18 protein-coding genes are annotated in these 23,288 nt (G+C 73.0%); all 18 read left to right on the top strand.

Going from position 1 to position 23,288, the window contains the following annotated elements; translation table 11 throughout:
* Window positions 1-18: 18 nt before the first annotated feature.
* The 18 genes from ACZ7LE_RS25810 (at window position 19) to ACZ7LE_RS25725 (ending at window position 23,266) form a co-directional block, all read left to right on the top strand.
* A complete protein-coding gene (locus ACZ7LE_RS25810) occupies window positions 19-1,326 on the top strand; it encodes a citrate synthase (protein WP_400549100.1) in 1,308 nt (435 codons plus the stop codon).
* A 117-nt stretch (window positions 1,327-1,443) separates the two neighbouring features.
* Window positions 1,444-1,863, top strand: a complete 420-nt coding sequence (locus ACZ7LE_RS25805) for a MarR family transcriptional regulator (protein WP_470406081.1) — start codon at window positions 1,444-1,446, stop codon at window positions 1,861-1,863.
* Window positions 1,864-1,926: 63 nt separating this feature from the next.
* The gene (locus tag ACZ7LE_RS25800) at window positions 1,927-2,391 is read left to right on the top strand and encodes a hypothetical protein (RefSeq protein WP_470406080.1); all 465 of its coding nucleotides are present in this window, start codon (window positions 1,927-1,929) and stop codon (window positions 2,389-2,391) included.
* Window positions 2,388-2,651 (top strand): hypothetical protein, encoded by a 264-nt coding sequence (locus tag ACZ7LE_RS25795; protein WP_470406079.1) that lies wholly within the window; start codon window positions 2,388-2,390, stop codon window positions 2,649-2,651. Before ACZ7LE_RS25800 ends, ACZ7LE_RS25795 begins: the two co-directional genes overlap by 4 nt.
* The gene (locus ACZ7LE_RS25790) at window positions 2,648-2,989 is read left to right on the top strand and encodes a rhodanese-like domain-containing protein (RefSeq protein WP_470406078.1); all 342 of its coding nucleotides are present in this window, start codon (window positions 2,648-2,650) and stop codon (window positions 2,987-2,989) included. The genes ACZ7LE_RS25795 and ACZ7LE_RS25790 overlap by 4 nt, the downstream gene beginning before the upstream one ends.
* A 76-nt stretch (window positions 2,990-3,065) precedes the next feature.
* Entirely contained in the window at window positions 3,066-6,314 is a 3,249-nt protein-coding gene (locus ACZ7LE_RS25785) for an FtsX-like permease family protein (protein ID WP_470406077.1), read from the top strand.
* Entirely contained in the window at window positions 6,314-9,160 is a 2,847-nt protein-coding gene (locus tag ACZ7LE_RS25780) for an FtsX-like permease family protein (RefSeq protein ID WP_470406076.1), read from the top strand. The genes ACZ7LE_RS25785 and ACZ7LE_RS25780 overlap by 1 nt, the downstream gene beginning before the upstream one ends.
* 15 nt (window positions 9,161-9,175) lie before the next feature.
* Complete coding sequence (locus tag ACZ7LE_RS25775; protein ID WP_470406075.1) at window positions 9,176-10,159, top strand: ABC transporter ATP-binding protein; 984 nt, start codon at window positions 9,176-9,178, stop codon at window positions 10,157-10,159.
* Window positions 10,156-10,857, top strand: coding sequence for an ABC transporter ATP-binding protein (locus tag ACZ7LE_RS25770; protein ID WP_470406074.1), 702 nt, complete (start codon window positions 10,156-10,158; stop codon window positions 10,855-10,857). The genes ACZ7LE_RS25775 and ACZ7LE_RS25770 overlap by 4 nt, the downstream gene beginning before the upstream one ends.
* A 57-nt stretch (window positions 10,858-10,914) precedes the next feature.
* Window positions 10,915-13,479, top strand: a complete 2,565-nt coding sequence (locus ACZ7LE_RS25765) for an ATP-binding protein (protein ID WP_470406073.1) — start codon at window positions 10,915-10,917, stop codon at window positions 13,477-13,479.
* A 1-nt stretch (window position 13,480) separates the two neighbouring features.
* Entirely contained in the window at window positions 13,481-13,801 is a 321-nt protein-coding gene (locus ACZ7LE_RS25760) for a hypothetical protein (protein WP_470406072.1), read from the top strand.
* Between the two features lie 23 nt (window positions 13,802-13,824).
* Window positions 13,825-14,073: a hypothetical protein gene (locus tag ACZ7LE_RS25755; RefSeq protein ID WP_470406071.1), complete on the top strand. Its 249-nt coding sequence runs from the start codon at window positions 13,825-13,827 to the stop codon at window positions 14,071-14,073.
* Between the two features lie 344 nt (window positions 14,074-14,417).
* On the top strand, window positions 14,418-16,109 hold the full coding sequence (locus tag ACZ7LE_RS25750) for a peptide ABC transporter substrate-binding protein (protein WP_470406070.1): 1,692 nt from the start codon (window positions 14,418-14,420) through the stop codon (window positions 16,107-16,109).
* A 153-nt stretch (window positions 16,110-16,262) separates the two neighbouring features.
* Window positions 16,263-17,189, top strand: coding sequence for an ABC transporter permease (locus ACZ7LE_RS25745; RefSeq protein ID WP_470406069.1), 927 nt, complete (start codon window positions 16,263-16,265; stop codon window positions 17,187-17,189).
* Window positions 17,182-18,141 (top strand): ABC transporter permease, encoded by a 960-nt coding sequence (locus tag ACZ7LE_RS25740; RefSeq protein ID WP_470406068.1) that lies wholly within the window; start codon window positions 17,182-17,184, stop codon window positions 18,139-18,141. The genes ACZ7LE_RS25745 and ACZ7LE_RS25740 overlap by 8 nt, the downstream gene beginning before the upstream one ends.
* Window positions 18,138-19,883 carry a dipeptide ABC transporter ATP-binding protein gene (locus tag ACZ7LE_RS25735; RefSeq protein ID WP_470406067.1) on the top strand — a complete coding sequence of 582 codons (1,746 nt, stop codon included), beginning with the start codon at window positions 18,138-18,140 and terminating at the stop codon, window positions 19,881-19,883. The genes ACZ7LE_RS25740 and ACZ7LE_RS25735 overlap by 4 nt, the downstream gene beginning before the upstream one ends.
* Before the next feature lie 202 nt (window positions 19,884-20,085).
* Entirely contained in the window at window positions 20,086-22,029 is a 1,944-nt protein-coding gene (typA, locus tag ACZ7LE_RS25730; protein ID WP_470406066.1) for a translational GTPase TypA, read from the top strand.
* Window positions 22,030-22,063: 34 nt separating this feature from the next.
* A complete protein-coding gene (locus tag ACZ7LE_RS25725) occupies window positions 22,064-23,266 on the top strand; it encodes a PIG-L family deacetylase (RefSeq protein ID WP_470406065.1) in 1,203 nt (400 codons plus the stop codon).
* Window positions 23,267-23,288 lie beyond the last annotated feature (22 nt).

Genomic DNA, 23,288 nt, shown 5'->3' with positions numbered 1-23,288 from the left:
CCACTCAGGAAGGAAGACATGACCTCCACACCGCTGGACGGCTCGAGCCGCGTCGAGCTCGCCGTCGACGGAACCACTCACACCCTGCCTGTCGTCGCCGCCAGCGAGGGCAACGACGGCATCGTCGTGTCGTCGCTGCTCAAGGACACGGGTCTGGTCACGGTCGACCCCGGTTTCATGAACACGGCGTCGTGCGAGTCCGCGATCACCTACATCGACGGCGACGCCGGCATCCTGCGCTACCGCGGGTACCCCATCGACCAGCTCGCCGAGGCCTCCGGTTTCCTCGAGGTGGCCTACCTGCTCATCTACGGCGAGCTGCCGAGCCCCGCGGAGCTGGACGCGTTCACCGAGCGCGTCAACCGGCACACCCTGGTGCACGAGGACTTCCGCACGTTCATGGGAACGTTCCCGCGCAACGCGCACCCGATGGCGGTGCTCGCCTCCGCGGTGAACGCGCTGTCCACGTTCTACCCGGAGTCGCTCGACCCGGCGGACGACGAGCAGGTCGACCTGGCCACCGTGCTGCTGCTCGCCAAGACGCGCACCATCACGTCCTACCTGCACCGGCGCCGGGTGGGCGAGCCCCTGCTGTACCCGGACTACTCGCGCGGCTACGTCGAGGACTTCCTGCGCATGACGTTCGCGACGCCGTACGAGGCCTACGAGGCCGACCCGGTGATCGTGGACGCGCTGGAGAAGCTGCTCGTGCTGCACGCGGACCACGAGCAGAACTGCTCCACGTCCACGGTGCGCGTGGTCGGCTCGTCCAACGCGACCCTGTACGCGTCGGTGGCCGCGGGCGTGAACGCGCTCTCGGGTCCGGCGCACGGCGGGGCCAACGAGGCCGTGCTGACCATGCTGGAGAAGATCCGCTCGGGCGGCGAGACCGTCGAGACCTTCATGGAGAAGGTCAAGAACAAGCAGGATGGCGTGCGCCTGATGGGCTTCGGCCACCGCGTCTACAAGTCCTACGACCCGCGCGCCGCGATCGTGAAGAAGTCCGCGGACGAGGTGCTCGACAAGCTCGGCGCCAAGGACGAGCTGCTCGACATCGCGCGCGGCCTGGAGGAGATCGCCCTCTCGGACGACTACTTCGTGGAGCGCAAGCTCTACCCGAACGTCGACTTCTACACCGGCCTCATCTACAAGGCCATGGGCTTCGAGCCGGCCATGTTCACGCCGCTGTTCGCGCTGGGCCGCATGCCCGGCTGGATCGCCCAGTGGCGCGAGATGATCAAGGACCCGCAGACCAAGATCGGGCGTCCGCGCCAGGTCTACACCGGCGCCACCGAGCGCCCGTACGTGCCCGCGAACCAGCGCTAGCACGGATGACGGCGGCCCCGCCGCCGTCCGATGTCACGAGGCCCCCTGGCCTGGTGGAGCCGCTCGGCCCACCACGGCGAGGGGGCCTGCGTCATGCCCGGCGGTTAGCCTGCTGCCATGCCCGAGAAACCGCCGTTCAGCCCGACGATCGCCCTGCTGACGATGGGCCGGGTCTGGGACGCGGCGTTCGCGGACGCGCTCAAGCCGCTCGGCCTGACGACCCGCAAGTACGGCCTGCTGGGCCACATCCGCGCCACGCCGGGAGTCTCGTTCAGCGAGCTGGCCCGGCGCTCGCGCATCACCGTGCAGAGCGCCCACTCCGCCGTGGCCGCGTTCGCGGCGGACGGCCTGGTCGAGGACGCCACGGCGCGCGCGGGCGCGGCGTCCCGGCTCCGGGTCACCGCCGCCGGCGAGCGCCTGCTGGGTCAGGCGGCGGAGCGGGTCGCCGTGCTCGACGCCCAGTTCGCCGAGGAGCACCCCGTGCTCACCGAGGCGCTGCGGCGGCAGATCGAGGAGCACCTGGCGCGGAGCCGGTGACGCGGGGTCGCACCAACCTTCAGGTGGGCTGAAGCACCCCCATCCTTCAGTTAGGCTGAAGGTATGGAAAACCTGCTGCTGTCCGCGCACGTGCTCGCGGGCATCCTGTTCGTCGGCCCGGTGGCGGTGACCACCAGCCTGTTCCCGCGATTCGTGCCCGTCTCGGCCGGCGCGACGGCGCCTTCCGCGGACCCGTCCGCCCGGTCCGGGCGCAGTGCCTCGGTGGCCCGGGTGCTGCACGGTGTGACCCGGGTCTACGGCCTGCTGGCCCTCGTCGTGCCCGTGATCGGTCTGGTGCTCGCCGGCGTCCAGGGGCGCCTGGGCGAGATCTGGGTGGTCGTGGCGATGGTGCTCACCGCCGTCGCGGGCGGCCTGCTCGCGCTGCGGATCGCGCCGGGCCAGCGCGTGGCGCTCGACGCGCCGGACGACGCCGCGCGGCTCCGCTCGCTCAGCATGCTGACCGGCGTCTTCAACCTGCTGTGGGCCGCGGTCGTCGTGCTCATGGTCGTGCGGCCGGGGTCGGCGTGAGGCCGCTCCTGCGCGCCCTGGAGGTGCTCTCGGTCCTGGAGCTCGTGAGCGTGGCGCTCCTGCTCGGCAACCTCGCCACCGTGCACGTCGAGGGCGTCGCGTCGGCGCTCGGCCCGACGCACGGCGCGCTCTACCTCGCGGTGGCGGTCACGGCGCTGCTCGGGCAGGGGCTCCTGCCGCGCACCCGGTTCCTGGCGCTCGTGCCGGTGCTCGGCGGCGTCTTCACCCTGGTCAACGTGCGACGGGAGGCGCGGCGATGAGCGTCCGCCACTACCTCCGGCGTCCGCCGGAGGTGAGCGCCGCCGAGGCGCTGCGTCTGGTCGACGAGGGTGCGCTCGTGGTCGACGTGCGCCGGGAGCGGGAGTGGCGCGACCACCACGTCCCGGGGTCGGTCCACCTGCCGCTGACCGAGCTGGAGGCGCGGGCCGAGGAACTGCCCGACGACCGGGTGCTGATCGCCTTCTGCACGGGTGGCCTGCTCTCCCGGGGCGCGGCCAACCTCCTGGCCGAGCTGGGGTTCGACGTCGTGAGCCTGGCGCGCGGCCTGATGGGCTGGCGCGCCGCGGGCGGGGCGCTGGAGGGCGAGCGAGCCGGCTGAGCGGCGTGACCGGATCGTTGCCCGGGGCGTCCCTAGTTTCGTCGTGCGTGTCACAGGGCCGGGCTACCTTGGCCCCGTGAGTCGAGCCACCCTCCTTGCCCGCCGGTCCACGGCGCACCGTGGGCTGCTCGCGCTCGTCTGGCTGCTGGTGGCCGTGCTGACCGGCGCCCTGGGCGTGACGGTCGGCTGGACGCAGGCCGCGGCGACCGCGGGAGCGCGCGACGGGCTGGCCGCGGCCGAGCCCTCGGGGCGGGCGCTTCAGCTCGCGACCCGGCTCGCGGACGGCGCCGCGGCCGACGCCCAGGACGCGCGTGTGCAGGAGGTGCTCGCGGACCTGCTGGACGGCGTGCCGCACCGGGTCACCTATGACGTGCGGACCGAGGCGCAGTACACGACGGACGCCGACGGGCAGGACCTCGGCCGCTGGACGGTCGCGCTGCTGCCCGCGCCCTCGCGGCAGGAGGCCCTGTCGGGCGCGGGCGCGAGCGGTGTCACGCTGGTCGACGGCGCCTGGCCGGCCGCCGCGGACGAGGCGGCGGTCCAGGCCGACGCCGCCGAGGCCGCCGGGCTGGCGGTCGGCGACCGGGTCCGGCTCGGCATCGACCCTGAGGACCCCGCGGACACCGGTACGGCGGTCACGATCGCCGCGACCTGGCGGGTCACCGACCCCGACGACGCAGGCTGGCTCGGCGACCCGAGCGTGCTCACCGGGTCGGACGGCGCGTACCCCGGCCCCGTCGTGGTGAGCGAGGAGGTCGTCGCCGGGCTCGACACCGACCCGTTCGCCCGCTGGACGGTGGTGCCCGACGGCGCCGCGCTGACCCCCGAGGACCTGCCCGCCCTGGCGGCGCTGACGCCCGAGGTCGACCGCATCCTCGGCGAGGACACCGACGTCGCGCCCCGCGGGCTGACCGTCACCGGGACGCTCGACGTGATCGCGGCCGACCTGGGGGCCGCGCTGCGCGCCGCGGACGCCGTCGCGCTCGTCCCGCTGTGCCTGCTGGCGCTCGTCGGCCTCGTCGCGCTGGTCCAGGTGGCCCGGCTGCTGGCGGCCACCCGGGAGGGCGAGGTCGCCCTCCTGGTCTCCCGCGGTGCCGCGCCCGGCACCGTGACGGCCGCGGCTGCCGTGGAGGGCGCGCTGCTCGCGCTGACCGCCGCCGCGGCGGGCGGGGCCGCCGCGTGGGGCGCCCTGCGCGCGGTCGTGGGCGCCGAGGCCGGCGCGGCGGTCTCCGTCGGGACGCCGCTGGCCGTCGCCCTCGCCGTCACGGTGGCCGCGACCGCGACGCTCGTCCTGGTGGCGACGCTGCAGGTGCAGGCAGCGGTGCGGCGCCAGGTGACCGACCGCTCGGGGCGCGTGCGCCAGGTCGCCGCGCTCGGCACCGTGGTGCTGACGGTGGCCGCCGCTGCGGTCAGCGTGACCCAGCTGCTGCGCTACGGGTCGCCGCTCGTCTCCACGCCCGGCGGCCTGCGCACCGACCCGGCCGCGGCCGCGGCACCCGCGCTCGCGCTGGCGGCGCTCGCCGTGGCGGCGATGGCGGTGCTCGGCCCGGCTACGCGGCTGTGGGCGGGGCTGGCCGGGCGGTCGCGTGGCGTCGTCGGCCCGCTGGCCGCGCGACAGGTGGCCCGCCGGATCGTCGTCTACGTGGTGCCCGTGGTCCTGCTCGTGCTCGCGGGCGGGGCCGCGACCCTCGCCGGCGGCTACACCGGCACCGCGGAGCGCCTGCGCGCCGACGTCGACGTGCTCGCCAACGGTGCCGACGTGCGCGTCACGGCGCCCGAGAGCGGCCGCCTGGACCCGGCGCCGTACCTGCCGGGCACGACGGGTCCGGGCAGCACCGCCCGCGCCGCGGCGCCCGTGCTGTCCGGGACGGCCTACTCCGACGGCCTGCCCGTCGCGATGCTGGCGCTGCCCGCCGCCGACGTGCCGAAGGTGGTGCGTGCCCCGCAGGAGGTGCTCGACACCGCGGCGCTGGCCGACGACCTGGCGAACGACGCCTTCGCCGACGCGCCCGCCCTGGTCGGCGACGCCCGGGACATCGGCGTCACCGTGCGCGGCCGGATCCACGAGACGGTGGAGACGGACCTGGTGGGCTGGGCGCCGCGGCACCAGCTCGACCTGTCGATCGTGCTCGCCGCCATGGACGGCACGCTGGCCACCGTCGACCTCGGGCAGCTCACGGAGGGCGACGGCGGCGACGGCACCCTCGGCGAGCACGAGGTCGCGCAGGAGCTGCGGGGCGAGGTCCCCGCGCCGCCGCCCGGCCAGACGTGGCGGATCGCGGCTCTGGACGTGGACACCCGGCCCGGGTGGTCGATCGCGGAGGTGTCGCTGGCCGTCGACGGCATCACGGCCGGCGGGCTGCGCGTCGACCAGCCGGTGTGGACGCCGTCCGAGACCTTCGACGGACCGACCGGCCTGGAGCTGACCGAGGGGGAGGCCGCGTTCCGCATGTCCCTCGGTGACGGCGTCGCGGGCGCGAACCGGCTGCGCCTCCTGACCACCCCGGCCGCCGGCCCCGTCCCGCTGCTGGCCTCGTCCTCGCTGGTCGACTCGCTCGGCGTCACCGCGGGAGACACCTTCGAGCTCACCCTCGGCGCGACCCGCCTGCCCGTCGAGGTCGTGGCGTCGTCCGGCACCGTGCCCGGGGCGCTCGAACCGTACGCCGTCCTGGTGGACCGCGCGGCGCTCGCCGCAGTGCTGGTGCGCGACGTGAACGACCCCGCGCTCACCAACGAGGTCTGGCTCGCGGCCGGGCCGCCCGGCGCCGTCGCGCCGGCGGGGGCCGTGGCAGGTCTCGCCCGGCAGGCGACGGATGCCGCGGAGGCCGCCGGCCGCAGCAGCCGGGAACGGCCCATCGTGACGACGCCGGGCTACGGCTCCACCGACACGGCCGTGCCGGTGCGCGTCTCGTTCTGGCTCGCCGCGGCCGGGGCGACCGTGCTCGCGCTGGCGGGCGTGCTCGCCGTCGCCGTGGCCACCCTCCGGGAGCGGCGCGGCGAGGTCATCGTCCTGCGCGCCGTGGGGCTCGGCCCCGCGGCACAGGGCCGGGCACGGGCCGCGGAGCTCGTCACCGTCGGGATCGTGGCGCTCGCCGTCGGCGCGGTCGCCGGCTGGGGCGTGGCCCGGCTGGCCGCGGGCGGCCTGGCCGCCGCGACACTGACCGGGATCGACGCGGCACCGCCCGCGCAGTTCGTGCTGGCGACCGGGGGCACCGGCCTGGTGCTCGCCGCCGCCGTGGCCGGGCTGGTCCTGGTCGCGATCGGGGTGGGCGGGCGAGTCACCGCGCAGGCCCGCGACACCACCTACCGCGAGGAGGTCCGCTGATGGGGGCGCTGTCCGGGCTCGGCCTGCTCGCGCGACGGCAGCTGCGCACCTCCTGGGGTGCGACGGCCGCGCTGGGCGTGGTCGCCTTCCTCGCCGCGGGGGTGCTCTCGACCGCGCCGCGCGCCGTCGCGACCATGCACGCCGACCAGGTGGTCTACGAGACCGCCACGGCCTCGGGACCGGCCCGGGACGTGATCTCGGTGGCGGGCTCGATCCCCGGCCAGGCACCGAGCGGGGGCTTCTACGACCCGGGCAGCGTCGGGAGCGGCGTGCCGGACGAGCCGGACTGGACGCCGTTCGCCGAGAACCTGGACGCCGTGCGTGCCGAGACCCCCGAGCCGCTGCGCTCGGTGATGGGCGCCCCGCTCTTCCACGTGACGTCTGGCGACCCCGCGTACACCGAGCCGGAACCCAGCTCCGAGCTGGCCGAGGCCAAGGTCTTCCTCCGCTCGGCCCCGGACCTGGCCGAGCACGCCGAGCTGGTCGAGGGGCGCTGGCCCACCGCGACCGCGGGGCCCGTGTTCGTGGGGGACGAGCAGTCCATCAGCCAGCCCACGGAGCGGGCGCCGGCGTTCGAGGTCGCCGTGTCGCGCGCCGTCGCCGACACGTACGGCTGGAAGCTCGGCGGCCGGTACGACAACCTCTCGGGCTCGGGCGTGATCGCGCTGGCCGGCCGCTACCCGTCCCTCGTCGTGACCGGGATCTTCGAGACCGGCGACCCGGACGCCGACTACTGGCTGCACCATGCCCTGGGGGCCAGGGCCTCCGTGATCGCCGACCCGAACCGCGGCCTGCTCGGCACCGCGACCGCCTACGTGGACCCGGCCATGATCACGCCGCTGACCCTCGGCGTGGCCGAGACCCGCGTCTGGTACCCGGTGAGCACCGACGGCCTGACCGCCGCCGACGTGCCCGTGCTCCTGGCCCAGATGAACGGCCAGTCGGCGAAGACGTTCCTCGTCGCGGCCGGCCCCGACGACCCGACCCCGCTCCAGCTCCGGCCCACCAGCAGGCTCACCGAGATCCTCGAGAACCTGCTCGCGCAGCGCACCGGGGTCGACGCGATCGTCGCCGTCCTCGCCGTCGGGCCGCTCGGCGCCACCGTCGCCGTGCTGGCCCTCGGGGCGCGGCTCGTCGTCGACCGGCGGCGGTCCGCGCTCGCGCTGCTGCGCGCCCGTGGCGCGTCCGGCACCCAGGTGCGCCTGCTCATGGGCGGCGAGGGGCTCGTCGTCGGGCTCGGCTCGGCGGCCGTCGGGTTCGCGGCGGGCCTCGTGCTCTCGGCCGCCGTCGGCGTCGACGCCCCCGTCACCGTCGCCCAGGTCCTCCTGGCGGTGGCCGCGGGGCTCGCGCCGGCGGTGGCCCTCGCGCTCGCCACGTCGCCTGCCGGCCTGCGGACCACGCGCTCTGACCTCGCGCCCCGCTCCCGGAGCCGGGTGCGCTGGGTGCTGGAGGTGCTCGTCGTCGCCGGTGCGGCGCTCGCCGCCTGGCTGCTGCTGTCGCGCGGGGTCGTCGCCGGCTCGGGCTCCGGCTCCGGTGCCGGAGTCGACCCGCTGGTCGCCGCGGCACCCCTGCTGGTCTCCCTGGCGCTCACGCTGCTCGCCGTCCGCGCCTACCCCTGGCTCGCGCTCGCGGCCGAGCGGGCGCTCGCACCGCGGCGCGACCTGGTCCCGTTCCTCGGCGCCGCCCGCGCCACTCGCGACCCCGCCGGCGGCCCGGTCCCGGCGGTCGCGCTCGTGCTCGCGGTGGCCGTCGCGGCGACCTCGGCGGTGCTGTACTCCACGGTCTCCGGCGGCGTGGTCCGCGAGGCCTGGCGCGCGACCGGCGCGGACCTGCGCGTCTCCGGCCCGGTCGTCGACGAGCCGGTCGCGGAGCAGATCGCCGCGCTCGACGGCGTCGCCGCCGTGTCGCCGGTGGGCGACGTCGGCGACGGCCTGCTGCAGGGAGCGGGCTCCTCGCCTCGGGTCGAGGTGTGGACGGTGGACACGGCGGAGCTGGTCGTGGCCCAGCGGGACGTCGAGGGCGCCCCCGAGACGCTCGCCGGCCTGGCCGGGTCGGGTGGCGCGGACGGCGACGAGGCGCTGCCCGTGATCCTCACCCCCGGCGCGGCGGGCCCCGGCGTCGGACCGGGCACCACCGGGATCACGCTCACGACGCAGGAGGGCGACGTACCCGTCCGGGTCGTCGACGTGGTCGACGAGCTGCCGGGCCTCCCCGCGGGTCGCGCGCTCGTGGTGGCCGACGCCGGCCGTCTCACCGAGGCCACGGGCGACGTCAGCTACCCGCGCCTCGCGCTCGTGGGCCTGACCGACGACGCCGACCGCGCCGCCGTGACGGCGGAGCTCTCGCGGCTGCTGCCGTCGTCCGTCGTGGAGGACCCGGACCAGGAGGCGGACGCCGTGCTGGCGGCGCCCGTCTCCGGCGGGCTGGCCATCGCGTTCGTGCTGGCCGTGCTTCTCGCGGGGCTGCTGTGCGCGGGGGCCGTGGTGATGACGCTGATGCTCGCCGCTCCCGCGCGGGCGCGGCTGCTCGCCGTGCTGCAGACCCTCGGCCTCTCGCCTCGGCTCGGGCGCGGGCTGGTCGGCTGGGAGATCGGCCCCTGGGCCGTGGTCGCCCTCGTGGTGGGCGCCGTCCTCGGCGTGGTGGTGCCGGAGCTGGTGCTGGCCGCCGTGGACGTCACCGCCCTGACCGGCGGTCCCACCCAGCCCGGCGCGAGGTACGACCCGCTGCTGCTGGGCGCGGCCGCCGCCGGTTTCGTGGTGGTGGTGCTGGCCGCGGTCGGCGTGGCGGCGGCGCTGAGCCGCCGCGGCGAGGTGGCGGCCCAGCTCCGGATGGGGAGCAACGACTGACATGAGGGAGACCCGATGAGCACGACCATCGAGCTGACGGACGGCGGCGCGCCGGCCGCGGCGGGCCCGGCGGGCGGCGGGGAGATCCGCTGCGCCGACCTGGTGCGGATCTTCGCCACCGACGGCGTCGAGGTGCAGGCGCTGCAGGGCCTCACGCTGACGGTCGAGCCGGGGGAGATCGTCGCCGTCGTGGGCGCGTCCGGGTCGGGCAAGTCCACGCTGCTGACCATCCTCTCCGGCCTGGACACGCCGACCGGCGGCTCCGCCGTGGTGGCGGGCACCGACCTGTTGACCATGGGCCACGCCGAGCGGGTGCGGTACCAGCGCTCGACGGTCGGCTTCGTGTGGCAGCAGACGTCGCGCAACCTGCTGCCGTACCTCACGGCAGCTGAGAACGTGCGGCTCCCGCTGGAGCTGGCCGGGGCGCTCCCGCGGCGGGAGCGCGCACGCCGCGTGGCGGACCTGCTCGACCTGCTGGAGGTCGGCCACGTCGCCGGGCGACGGCCCGGTGAGATGTCCGGCGGCGAGCAGCAGCGCACCGCCATCGCGGTGGCCGTGGCGAACAACCCGCGCGTGCTGCTGGCCGACGAACCTACCGGCGAGCTCGACGAGACCACCTCGGTCGAGGTGCTGGAGGCGCTGCGGGGCGTGAACCGGGAGACCGGTGTGACGACGCTGATCGTGACGCACGACCCGACGGTGTCCGAGCACGTCGCGCGCACGATCCAGATCCGCGACGGCCGCACGGCGACGGAGACGCTGCGGCGTACGGAGGTCGACGAGCACGGCGCCGAGCGGCACGTCGCGGAGGAGTTCGCGGTGGTCGACCGGGTCGGCCGGCTGCAGCTTCCGCAGGACTTCGTGCACGCGCTCGACCTGCGTGACCGCGTGCGCCTGGCGCTCGAGCCCGACCACGTGGGCGTGTGGCCGGCGGCGCCCGGCCAGGCCGCGGAGCCCCACCCGTCGGCTGAGACCACCCCCACCGAGGAGGACCGATGACCACCACGACCCCGGCCCGCACCGTGCTGCGGGCCCAAGGTCTCACCCGGGTGTTCGGCACCGGCGCCGGCGAGGTGCGGGCCCTGTCGGACGCGACCCTGGAGGTCGCGGCGGGCGAGCTGCTCGTGGTGCGCGGCCCGTCCGGTTCGGGCAAGACGACGCTGCTGAACCTGCTCGGCGGGCTGGACCGGCCGACGTCGGGCAGCGTGTGGCTCGGCGACGCCGAGCTGACCGCCCTCGGGGAGAAGGCCGTGCTCGCGGCCCGGCGGGACCGGATCGGGTACGTGTTCCAGTCGTTCGGCCTGGTGCCCGTGCTGTCCGCGGCCGAGAACGTCGAGGTCCCGCTGCGCCTGCGGCGCACCGCGCAGGGCGAGCGGTCGCGGCGCGTGGCGGAGGCGCTGGACGCCGTCGGCCTGAGCGGGCACGCCAAGCAGCGGCCGTACGAGCTCTCGGGCGGGCAGCAGCAGCGGGTGGGCATCGCCCGCGCGCTCGTGGCCGACCCGGAGGTGCTGCTCGCGGACGAGCCCACCGGGCAGCTCGACTCGGGGACGGCGGCCGTCGTGATGGACCTGCTGGCCCGGGTGGTGCACGAGCGCGGCGTGGCCGCCGTCGTCTCCACCCACGACCCCGAGCTGATGGCTCGGGCCGACCGCGTGGTGGAGCTGCGCGACGGACAGGTAGTCGCTCCGGCGTCCTAGCGGGAGGTCCCGTCGGGCTCGTTCGGTCGTGCCCGGTTTGCCGCCTATTCTTCGGAGATGCCCGAACGACGGTCCGACGGTCAGATCGATCTGCGGCCCCTCCGGCTCCGGGCGATGTTGACGCAGGAGGAGCTCGCCCACAAGGCCGGCATCGGGACGCGGACGATCCGGGACATCGAGTCGGGCAGGACGCAGCCGCAACCACGGACGATACGGCTCCTCCTCGACGCGCTGGGGCTGACCGCGGGCGACCGCGCGCTGCCGGGCGCGCCGTCGGACGGCGTCGTCGTACCCCGGGAGCTGCCGCGGATCCCGGCGCGGTTCGTCGGCCGGGAACGGCACGTGGACGGGATCGTCGCCGCGGTGGACGACGGCACGGCGGTCGTCACCGTGCACGGCATGGCCGGGGTGGGCAAGACGTCCCTGGCGGTGTGGGCGGCCCACGAGCTGGCTCCCCGCTTCCCGGACGGCCAGCTGTTCGTGGACCTCCACGGGGTGTCGTTCTCCGAGGAACCGCCACTCGGGCAGAAGGACGCCCTGACCCGCCTGCTGCGCGGCTTGGGCACCGCCGACCGGGACCTGCCGACGGGCGTCGACGAGCTCAGGGCTCGCTACCGGAGCGTCATCGCCGACCGGCGGGTGCTGCTGGTGCTCGACAACGCGACCGACGCGGATCAGGTGGACGCGCTGCTGCCGGGCACACCCAGCAGCCTCGTCCTCGCCACGAGCCGTCGCGACCTGTCGCACCTCGTGGGTGCGCACTCGGTCGCGCTCGACCTCCCGCAGCCCGCCGAGGCCGTCGCGATGCTCCTGGCCGCGGTTCCCGACCGCATCACCCGTCAGGAAGCGGCGGGGATCGCGGAGCGATGCGGTCGGCTGCCGCTGGCGATGAGTCTGGCCGCGGGACGCCTGCGCAGCCGTCCCCACTGGCGGGCCGAGCACCTGCTGGCGCGCCTGGCCGACGACGACCGGCTCCTCCCGGAGCTCGACGTCCGGCACGGGGGAGTCGCCGCCACACTCAGCGCGTCGTACGTCGAGCTCGACGCCGACCATCGGCGCCTGTTCCGGCGGATCAGCCTCGTTCCCGGCGACGACGTGGACGCGCCGGCAGCCGCTGCCCTGTCGGAGCTGAGGGAGCAGCGCGTCGCGTGGATGCTGGAGGCGCTCGTCGACGTGCACCTCGTGGAGAGCCGTTCTCCGGGCCGTTACCGCCTGCACGACCTGGTGCGGGTCTACACGACACAGCTCACCGGCACCGAGGAGACGGCGGCGGAGCGCGACGGCGCCCTGGCCCGGCTGGTCGACGTGTACCTGCACTTCGCCTACCGCGCGGCGAGCCAGGTGTCCGCGACCACGGTCCGGATCCTGGTCGAGGGTGTGGCGAGGTACGACCTCGGTCTGCCCGGGTTCGCCGACAGGGACGAGGCGCTCGCCTGGTTCAGGGCCGAGCGGGCCAACCTGGCGGCCGCCGTGCCCGCGGCAGAACGGTCCGGGAACCTCGAGGCGGCCTGGCACCTGGCCATCGCGTTCGGAGCGTTCCGGCTGGCGGACCGGGACCACGAGGAGTACCTCACCATCAACCGGACCGCGTTGGACATCGCCCGGAAGCTCAAGGACGAGGGGCACGAGGCGATCACCCTCGCCGACCGGGGCCGTCAGCTGCTGGTAGCGGGCCGGTGTCGCGCCGCGATCGAGTGCCTCGAGCAGGCGGTGGTCCTGTACCGCCGGCTCGGGGACGACGCCGCGGCCGCGCTCGCGCTCAGGAGCATCGGGATCGCTCACCGGCAGTCCGGCCGCTTCGCGGCGGCCCTGGAGGTCTACGAGACGGCTCGTGCCTCCGCGGAGGAGGCCGGCGACCCGATGGCACGCGTGGTGGTGGGCGCGAACATGATCGTCCCGCTGCTCCGCCTGGGCCGCCTCGCCGACGCCGAGCGCTGCCTCGACGAGACCGAACGGCTCGTCGAGGACCACGACGAGTACAACCGCCTCCGGCTCGAGAGCTACCGGGGGACCCTGGCCCGTGAAGGCGGTGACGCGGCCGCGGCCCTGGTGGTGCACGGCGCGTGCCTCGACCGGTGCCGGGAGCTGGGCTTCCGGGCCGGGTTCGGTCCGATCCTCACTGAGCTCGGCACGGACCTCATCGAGCTCGACCGAGGGGCCGAGGCCGTGGTCCACCTGGGTCAGGCGCTCGAGGACGCGGAGGACCTGGGATATCCGTCGCTGGTGCGGACCGCCCTGGTCGACCTCGGGCGGGCGAAGGTGTTGACCGGTGCGCTCGACGAGGCCGCCGGTCACCTCGAGCGCGCGGCGGCCCTCGCCCAGGCCCACGAGGACACCTTCGAGCTGGCGCGGGCCCATCACGGTCTCGCCGACCTCTGCCGTCGTCAGGGCGAGGTGGTCACGGAACGGCGACATCTGGTCCGGGCCGCGCGGGCGTACGCGGAGTGCGGCGTTCCCGAGGCCGGAGTGCTGTGGGACCGGGCCCGCTGCGGAGGCTCCCGTCCTGCCGGTCTCCTGCCGGTCCGCCGCCTGTTTGATCCCGTCTCCCGGCACAAGACTTGCTGCACCGACCTCCTGCCGCCTTGCGCAGCGAGGTTCATGCCCAACTCACAACGGGAGTGACATGAAGAAGAAGAGGGTGCTCGTCAGCGGCGGTATTGCGACTCTCGCGGCATTCGGGATGCTGCTCGGCGCGGCGGCGCCGGCGAGCGCGGCCACCGGGTTCCGCTCGTGCTCGGCCAGCCAGGTCCTCAAGACGACGTCGGTGAACAAGGGCGTGGCCACCCACAAGCTGGAGGGCAGCGGCCGTCAGCAGCTCGCGCTGACCCCGAACGCCGGCACCACTTACAAGACGTACAACATCTACTGGGAGGGGTGGCGCGCGGCGACCTGGACGATCACGGGGACCGTCTCCTCCGCGGGTGCGTCTTGCGTCAGTTCCTGACGGGGCTCGGGGGAGCGCTCCTCGTGGTTCTGGTCCTCGGTGCGTGCGGCGCACCGGGGACCGAGCCGCGCGGGGCGCTGCCCTCCGCGTCGGAACCTGCCGGCGCGCTCAACCCCCAGATGACCACCGTGCGTGACTGCCTCGTCGACCAGGGCTGGGAGGTGACGGCGCGGGAGGGTGTGCTCTACGGTCCGGTCCTTCCTGAGGGCGAGATGGACGCCTATGAGAAGGACCAGGACGAATGCGCAGAAGCTGCCGGGCTGATCGAGTAGGTCGGATCGATGGGGTGACTCCTCGCGTGGCGGACCGTACGCGGGACCTCGGGCATCCCGCCTGGTCGGGCGGTTCATCGCCCCGGGCAACGGGTGAATTTCCTGCTCCGGGCGCTCACGGCGGTCGTGTTACGGCTGTGAGAACCACCTGGTCAGAACTGTTACTCGGTGTTACCCGTGCATACCGAGATGGTCACAACTCGGTGGAGTTTCTCGGGTGGTGGTCATCGGCACGTCCGGGGAGCGGTTACGTTATTCCGTGATACCACGGGGCGCAACGAAGCGTCCGCATCGCTCCGGACGGCACCCGCCGTGCCGGGGTGTACTGCTACCCAGGAGGACACGTGACACCTCGAAAGCGACTTGTGGGGCTGGGCGCGTTCGCGCTCGCCTCGTCGCTCGTGCTGACCGCTTGTGGCGGTGGCAACAGCGGCGATGAGGCGACCGGCGACGGCGCCAGCACCGGGATCGTGACGATCAGCAACGGTGAGCCCCAGAACCCGCTCGTCGGGTCGATGACCAACGAGACCGAGGGTGGGCTCGTCGTCCAGCAGCTCTACTCGGGCCTCGTCTACTACGACGCCGAGGGTGTCGTGCACAACGAGATCGCCGAGTCGATCGAGTCGGACGACAACCAGACCTGGAACATCACCATCCAGGACGGCTGGGAGTGGTCCGACGGCACGCCGGTCACCGCGGCCAACTTCGTGGACGCGTGGAACTGGGCGGCCTACGGCCCCAACGGCGCCAAGGGCGCCGGCTTCTTCGACCCCATCGAGGGCTTCGCCGAGGCGCAGGGTGTCCCCGAGTTCGACGAGGAGGGCAACGTCTCCGGCATGGCCGAGGAGCCGACCGCGGAGACGCTGTCGGGCCTCGAGGTCGTCAGTGACACCGAGTTCACGGTGAAGCTGACCCAGCCGGAGTCCGACTTCCCGATCCGCCTGGGCTACTCGGCGTACTTCCCGCTGCCCGACGCGTACTACGGCGACACCGCGGCGTTCGGCGAGAAGCCGGTCACCAACGGTCCGTACGTGCTGGAGAGCTGGGAGCACGACTCCGAGATCAACCTGGTCCCGAACGAGGCCTACAACGGCCCGCGCAAGGCCCAGAACGGTGGCCTGGACTTCATCGTCTACACCGACGAGAACACCTCGTACGCCGACCTGCAGGGCGGGAACCTCGACATCCTCGAGAACGTCCCGACCTCGGCGATGAGCACCTTCGAGGAGGATCTGGGTGACGGCGCCATCAGCGAGCCGTCCGCCAGCTTCGCGGCCATGACCGTGCCCGAGTGGCTCCCCGAGTTCCAGGGCGACGCCGGCCTCAAGCGCCGTCAGGCCCTCTCCATGGCGATCAACCGTGAGCAGATCACGGAGACGATCTTCGCCGGCACCCGTATCCCGGCCACCGACTTCACGTCGCCGGTCATCAACGGCTGGACCGGTGAGATCCCGGGCAACGAGGTCACGACGTACAACGCCGAGGAGGCCAAGGCCCTCTGGGACGAGGCCAACGAGGAAGACCCGCTGCCGGACGACTACGTCCTGACGATCCACACCAACACCGACTCGGACCACCAGGCGTGGGTCGAGGCCGTGTGCAACGGGTACATCAACGACCTCGACATCAAGTGCGAGATGACCGGTTACCCGACGTTCGACGAGGTCCTCAACGAGCGCGACAAGGGCCCGGACGGCAAGGTCGACGGTCTGTTCCGTGCCGGCTGGTCGGCTGACTACCCGTCGCTGCAGAACTACCTCGGCCCGCTCTACAGCAAGGCCGCGCTGGCCGGCTCGAACGACGGCCGTTACGAGAGCGACGAGTTCGACGCCGCCCTCAAGGAGGCCGCGGCCGCTCCCTCGCTGGACGAGGCCAACGTGCTCTACAACAAGGCGCAGGAGATCCTGTTCAAGGACCTCCCGGGTATCCCGCTGTGGTACTACTCCACGACCGCTGGGCACTCCGAGTACGTGGACAACGTGGAGTTCGGCTGGGACAGCATGCCGCTCCTGTACGAGGTCACCAAGACGGAGTGACTGTGATCACGTCCGGTCCGCCGGCGTGAGTCATCACCCCAGGTGACGGGCGGGGCGCGTGAACCACGCGCCCCGCCCTCCACTGTGCGGAGCAAGAACACCGGGTGACGTCCTGGAGAATGTTCCGCAGCCATCTACCAAGGAGACCTACGAATGCTCTGGTACATCGGACGCCGGCTGCTGCAGGTGATCCCCGTGTTCCTCGGCGCCACGCTGTTGCTGTACGGGCTGGTGTTCCTGCGCCCCGGCGATCCCGTGGCCGCGCTGGGCGGCGAACGTGGCCTGTCCCCAGCTGCCGAGCTCGCCATCCGCGAGGCGTACCACCTGGATCAGCCGTTCTTCATGCAGTACCTCTACTTCCTCAAGGGCGTCTTCACCTTCGACATGGGCGTCACGTTCACCGGCCGCCCGGTCGTCGAGGTGATCGCCCAGGCCTTCCCGGTGACGTTCCAGCTCGCCCTCATGGCGATCGTCATCGAGACCGTCTTCGGCATCGGCTTCGGGCTCTGGGCCGGCGTCCGCAAGGGCAAGCTCTTCGACTCGACCGTGCTCCTCTGGAGCCTGGTGCTCATCTCGGTGCCGACGTTCGTGATCGGCTTCGTGATGCAGGCCGTCGTGGGCGTGCAGCTCGGCTGGCTGCCGATCACCGCCGGCCGTGACCCTGATTTCATCAGCCTGTTGATGCCCGCGATCGTGCTCGCCACGACCTCCTTCGCCTACATCCTGCGACTGACACGGACGTCGGTCGTCGAGAACATCACGGCGGACTTCGTGCGGACCGCCCGGGCCAAGGGCCTGCCCCGGGACAAGGTCATGTCGCGCCACGTGCTGCGCAACTCGCTGATCCCAGTGGTCACGTTCATCGGTATCGACCTGGGCAACCTCATGGCCGGCTCGATCGTGACCGAGGGCATCTTCAACATCAACGGCGTCGGCGGAACCCTGTACCAGGCGATCGTCCGCGGCGAGAACGTGACGGTGGTGTCGCTGTCCACCGTGCTCGTCGTCGTCTACATCTTCGCCAACCTGCTCGTGGACGTCTTCTACGCCGTCCTGGACCCGAGGATCCGTTATGCCTGAGAACCGCTACGAGAAGACTCCCCGCTCGGGGCAAGAGCACTTCGTGGCGCCTCCTGAGGAGGTGCAGGTCGGCGTGATCGACGCCGTCGACACGTCCGAGGCACCGCGCAGCCTCTGGTCCGACGCCTGGCGCGACATGCGTCACCGGGCGCTGTTCTGGGTGTCCGCGACGCTGATCGTGTTCGTCGTCCTGATGGCGGTGTTCCCGGGGCTGTTCACCTCGACCAGCCCCACGGAGTGCCACCTGGAGGACTCGCTGGGCGGGCCCACCGCGGGCCACATCTTCGGGTTCGACAAGCAGGGCTGCGACATCTACGCCCGAGCGGTCTACGGGGCACGCGCGTCGGTCACGGTGGGCATCCTGTCCACGCTGTTCGTCGTCGTGATCGGCACCCTCATCGGCGCGATCGCCGGCTACTTCGGCGGCCTGCTCGACACCCTCCTGTCCCGGTTCACCGACATCTTCTTCGCCGTGCCGTTCGTGCTCGCCGCGATCGTCATCATGAGCCTGCTGGACGACCGGAACGCGTTCGTGGTCGCCGTCGTGCTGGCGGTCTTCGGCTGGACGTCCATCGCCCGGATCACGCGCGGTGCGGTGCTCGGTGTGAAGAACAACGAGTTCGTCACCGCCGCCAAGGCGCTGGGCATGGGCCGGGGAGCGATCCTCGGCAAGCACGTGCTGCCCAACTCGGCCGCGCCGATCATCGTCTACGCGACGGTCGCGCTCGGTACGTTCATCGTCGCGGAGGCCACCCTGAGCTTCCTCGGTATCGGCCTGCCGACGTCGACCGTCTCGTGGGGCGGCGACCTCGCCAAGGCGCAGGAGTCGATCCGGGTCGCCCCGGAGATCATGATCTACCCGGCGACCGCGCTCGCGCTGACCGTGCTGAGCTTCATCATGATGGGCGACGTCGTGCGCGACGCCCTCGACCCGAAGGCGAGGAAGCGATGAGCACCACGATCACCCTCACCGACGGGACCACCGAGGACGCCCCGGTGCCCGTCGAGAAGCACGACGACACCACGCCGCTGCTCCAGATCAAGGACCTGCAGATCTCGTTCACCACGGCGTCCGGCACGGTCGAGGCCGTCCGCGGCGTGGACCTCACGGTCTACCCGGGGCAGTCCGTGGCGATCGTGGGCGAGTCGGGTTCCGGCAAGTCCACGACGGCGCACGCGATCATCGACCTGCTGCCGGGGACCGGCAAGGTGACCGGCGGGTCCATCTCGTTCGGCGGGCGCGAGCTCGTCGGGCTGGGCCGCAAGCAGGTCGAGGACCTGCGCGGCCGGGAGATCGGCCTGGTGCCCCAGGACCCGATGTCCAACCTGAACCCGGTGTGGCGCATCGGCGCACAGATCGACGAGGCGCTGGTGGCCAACGGCTTCCAGGGCGGCAAGGCGGAGCGCACCGCGCGCGTCGCCGAGCTGCTCAGCGAGGCCGGCCTGCCCGACGCGGAGCGGCGCGCGCGCCAGTTCCCGCACGAGTTCTCGGGCGGCATGCGCCAGCGTGCGCTCATCGCGATCGGCCTGGCCTCGCGGCCCAAGCTGCTCATCGCGGACGAGCCGACGTCGGCCCTCGACGTGACGGTCCAGAAGAAGATCCTGGACCACCTGGAGGGGCTGACGGCGGAGCTCGGCACGGCCGTCCTGTTCATCACGCACGACCTGGGCCTGGCCGCCGAGCGCGCCGAGCACCTCATCGTGATGTACAAGGGCCGGGTCGTGGAGTCCGGCCCGGCGGCGCAGATCCTCAAGGACCCGCAGCACGAGTACACCAAGCGGCTCGTGTCGTCGGCCCCGTCGCTGGCCTCCCGGCGCATCCAGTCCGCGCACGAGCGCGGGCAGGAGTCGGACGACCTGCTCGCCGAGCACGCCGACGAGGCGGAGACGACGGCGCCCGACGTCGTCGTGGCGAAGGACCTGACCAAGGTGTTCCACATCCGTGGTTCCCGGCCGGGCTCGCACACCGACTTCACCGCGGTGGACGGCATCAACTTCACGCTGCCCAAGGGTCACACCCTGGCGCTCGTGGGCGAGTCGGGCTCCGGCAAGTCCACGGCGGCCAACATGGTGCTGGGCCTGCTCGACCCGACGTCGGGCTCCGTCCTGTACGACGGCAAGGACGTCTCGAAGATGTCGGCGAAGGAGCAGTTCTCGCTGCGCCGCCGCGTGCAGCCGGTGTTCCAGAACCCGTACGGGTCGCTGGACCCGACGTACTCGATCTACCGGTCGATCGAGGAGCCGCTCGTCCTGCACAAGGTGGGCGACCGCAAGTCCCGCGAGGCGCGGGTGCGCGAGCTCCTCGACATGGTGTCGCTGCCGCAGGCGACGATGCGCCGGTTCCCGAACGAGCTGTCGGGCGGGCAGCGGCAGCGCATCGCGATCGCGCGTGCGCTGGCGCTCAAGCCCGAGGTGCTCGTGCTCGACGAGGCCGTCTCGGCGCTCGACGTGCTGGTCCAGGCGCAGATCCTGACGCTGCTCAACGACCTGCAGGCCGAGCTCGGGCTGTCCTTTCTGTTCATCACGCACGACCTGGCCGTGGTCCGGCAGATCGCCGACCTGGTGGCCGTGATGAAGGACGGCAGCATCGTGGAGCACGCGACCACGGACGAGGTGTTCGACAACCCGCAGCAGGAGTACACGCAGGACCTCCTGGCGGCGATCCCGGGCGCGAGCCTGGAGATCGGCGGCTGACCCGGTCCTCCCGCGTACGTGTCAGACCCTCAGGTCACTCCGGTGATCTGGGGGTCTGACACGTTCGGGGGTGTTCACCGCACAGTGACACGGTCGACACCTGGGGATTTCGATTCGCGGGTAAGATGGGTGGTGCTGCGAGACCGGTCCGCTCCGGGCCAGAGTCCGCGCCCCTGACCTCCCTTCTGGAAATGAGTGCTTCGTGACCGTGCCTGCAACCGCGCCGACCTCGGCCCGTGCGACCCGTTCCGACCTGCGTAACGTCGCGATCGTGGCCCACGTCGACCACGGCAAGACCACGCTCGTGGACGCCATGCTCAGGCAGGCCGGGGCGTTCGAAGCCCGTCAGCACCTCGAGGACCGGGTGATGGACTCCGGCGACCTCGAGCGCGAGAAGGGCATCACGATCCTCGCCAAGAACACCGCGATCCGGTACGCCGGTCCCGCGGCGGCGGCGAACGGTGAGGCCGACGGCATCACCATCAACGTCATCGACACCCCGGGCCACGCCGACTTCGGCGGCGAGGTCGAGCGCGGCCTGTCGATGGTCGACGGCGTCGTGCTGCTCGTCGACGCGTCCGAGGGCCCGCTGCCCCAGACCCGCTTCGTGCTGCGCAAGGCCCTGGCGGCCAAGCTGCCCGTCATCGTCGTCGTGAACAAGGTGGACCGTCCGGACGCCCGCATCAGCGAGGTCGTCGCGGAGACCACCGACCTGCTGCTCGGCCTCGCCGGCGACCTGTCGGACGAGGTCGAGGACCTCGACCTGGACGCCATCCTGGACGTGCCCGTGGTCTACGCGTCGGCCAAGGCCGGCCGTGCCTCCACCGACCAGCCCGCCGACGGCGGCCTGCCCGGCAACGAGGACCTCGAGCCGCTGTTCGCGACCATCCTCGAGAAGATCCCGGCCCCGACCTACGAGGAGGGCGTGCCGCTGCAGGCGCACGTCACCAACCTCGACGCGTCGCCGTTCCTCGGCCGCCTCGCGCTGCTGCGCATCCACAACGGCACCCTGTCCAAGGGGCAGAACGTCGCGTGGGCCCGCCACGACGGCACCCTGCAGAGCGTGAAGATCACCGAGCTGCTGGAGACCAAGGCGCTCGACCGCGTGCCGACCGACACGGCCGGCCCCGGCGAGATCGTCGCCGTCGCGGGCATCGCCGACATCATGATCGGCGAGACCCTCACCGACCTGGACGACCCGCGCCCGCTGCCGCTCATCACGGTGGACGACCCCGCGATCTCGATGACCATCGGTATCAACACCTCCCCGCTCGCGGGCAAGGGCGGCAAGGGCCACAAGGTCACCGCCCGCCAGGTCAAGGACCGCCTCGACTCCGAGCTCATCGGTAACGTCTCCCTGAAGGTGCTCCCGACCGAGCGTCCCGACGCGTGGGAGGTGCAGGGCCGCGGCGAGCTGGCGCTGGCCATCCTGGTGGAGCAGATGCGCCGCGAGGGCTTCGAGCTCACGGTCGGCAAGCCGCAGGTCGTCACCAAGACGATCGACGGCAAGGTCAACGAGCCGATGGAGCGCATGACCATCGACGTGCCCGAGGAGTACCTCGGCTCGGTCACGCAGCTCCTTGCGCAGCGCAAGGGCCGCATGGAGACCATGACGAACCACGGCACCGGCTGGGTCCGCATGGAGTTCATGGTCCCGGCGCGCGGCCTGATCGGCTTCCGCACGCAGTTCCTCACGGACACCCGCGGCACCGGCATCGCGGCCTCGATCTCCGAGGGCTACGAGCCGTGGCACGGCCCGATCGAGTCGCGCAACACCGGCTCGCTCGTCGCCGACCGCTCCGGCAAGGTGACGCCGTTCGCCATGATCAACCTCCAGGAGCGCGGCTCCTTCTTCGTGGACCCCACGCAGGAGGTGTACGAGGGCATGATCGTCGGCGAGAACTCGCGCAACGAGGACATGGACGTCAACATCACCAAGGAGAAGAAGCTGACGAACATGCGGTCCTCGACCGCCGACAACTTCGAGAACCTGATCCCGCCGCGCAAGCTCACGCTCGAGGAGTCGCTGGAGTTCGCGCAGGAGGACGAGTGCGTCGAGGTGACCCCCGAGGTCGTGCGCATCCGCAAGGTGCTCCTGAACGCCACCGACCGCGCCCGCGCGACGGCTCGCGCCAAGCGCGGCTGACGCTCCCGCGTCGCTGAGTGCTGGATCTTCGCCCATGAACATGCGTTCCGAGGGCGAGGATCCAGCACTCAGTGCTTTCCAGGGGGTGCTCGGGGGTGTGCTGGCGGTGCACGCCCACCCCGACGACGAGACCCTGTCGACCGGTGGGCTGCTGGCGGCCTTCGCCGCCGCCGGGCTGCCGGTCCGCGTGGTGACCTGCACGCGCGGGGAGCGCGGCGAGGTCATCGCCCTGGCCGGTACGACGTCGGAGGGCCGGGCCGGCCTCGCGGGCGACGGCCCCGCGCTGGGCGCCTACCGGGAGACCGAGCTGGCGCGTGCGCTCCTGGCGCTGGGCGGCGGGGTGGACGGCGCGGTCGAGCAGGCCTTCCTCGACACGCTGCCGCAGGCATCTGCGCAGGTCACCCGGGTTGTGGGCGCTGGAGCGGACCCGGTGCGGTACGAGGACTCCGGGATGACGTGGGTGGCGCCCGGCGTCGCCGGTCCGGCGCCGGACTCCCCGCCGACGGCGTTCGCGCGCGTTCCGCTCGACGAGCCGGCCGGGCGGCTCGCGGCCCTGGTCCGCACGACGCGTCCCGCCGTCGTCGCGACGTACGAGCCCGGCGGGGGATACGGGCACCCCGACCACGTGCGGGCGCACGAGGTGACGGTCCGCGCACTGCGGCTGGCGGCCGACCCGGCCTGGCGGCCGGGCGGGGGCGGGCCGGCGCGCGGGGGCGAGCCGGCGCGCGGAGGCGACCCCGGGGGCGGCGTCGGACCGTGGGACGAGACCTGGGCGGGTGCCGAGCTGTGGCAGGCGGTCGCCCCGGCGGCCGAGGTGCGCGCGGCGCGGTCGACGCTCGCCGGCCTGCCTGAGGCGACCGCGCTCGCCGCGACCGCCGGTCTCACGTTCGCCGATCCCGCGGAGGATCTGCCGCCGTTCGCGCGGGATCTGCCCGCGTCGTCGGCAGAACGTCAGGTGATCGGCACTTCGGGCTACCGATCACCTGACGAACTACCGATCACACAGGTTGGCGGCGGGAGCGGGCGACGCGACGGGGAGCGGGTCGTGCGGGTGGACGTCGGTGGCGTGCTCGGGCGGGTCGTCGCGGCGATGCGGGCGCACGCCACGCAGGTGCAGCACGCGACGGCGCTGCCGCAGGCGGCCGGGGCCGTCGCCGGGTGGTACGCGCTGTCCAACGGGGTGCTGGCGCCGATCCTCACGACCGAGACCTACGCCGTCGTCGACCCCCTCGGCTGAGGAGCTGGCCGCAGGTCCCCCT

The organism is Promicromonospora sp. NPDC110617 (assembly GCF_055598465.1).
Note: the sequence above shows the minus strand (reverse complement) of the source record. Positions and strands in the feature narration are given on the sequence as shown.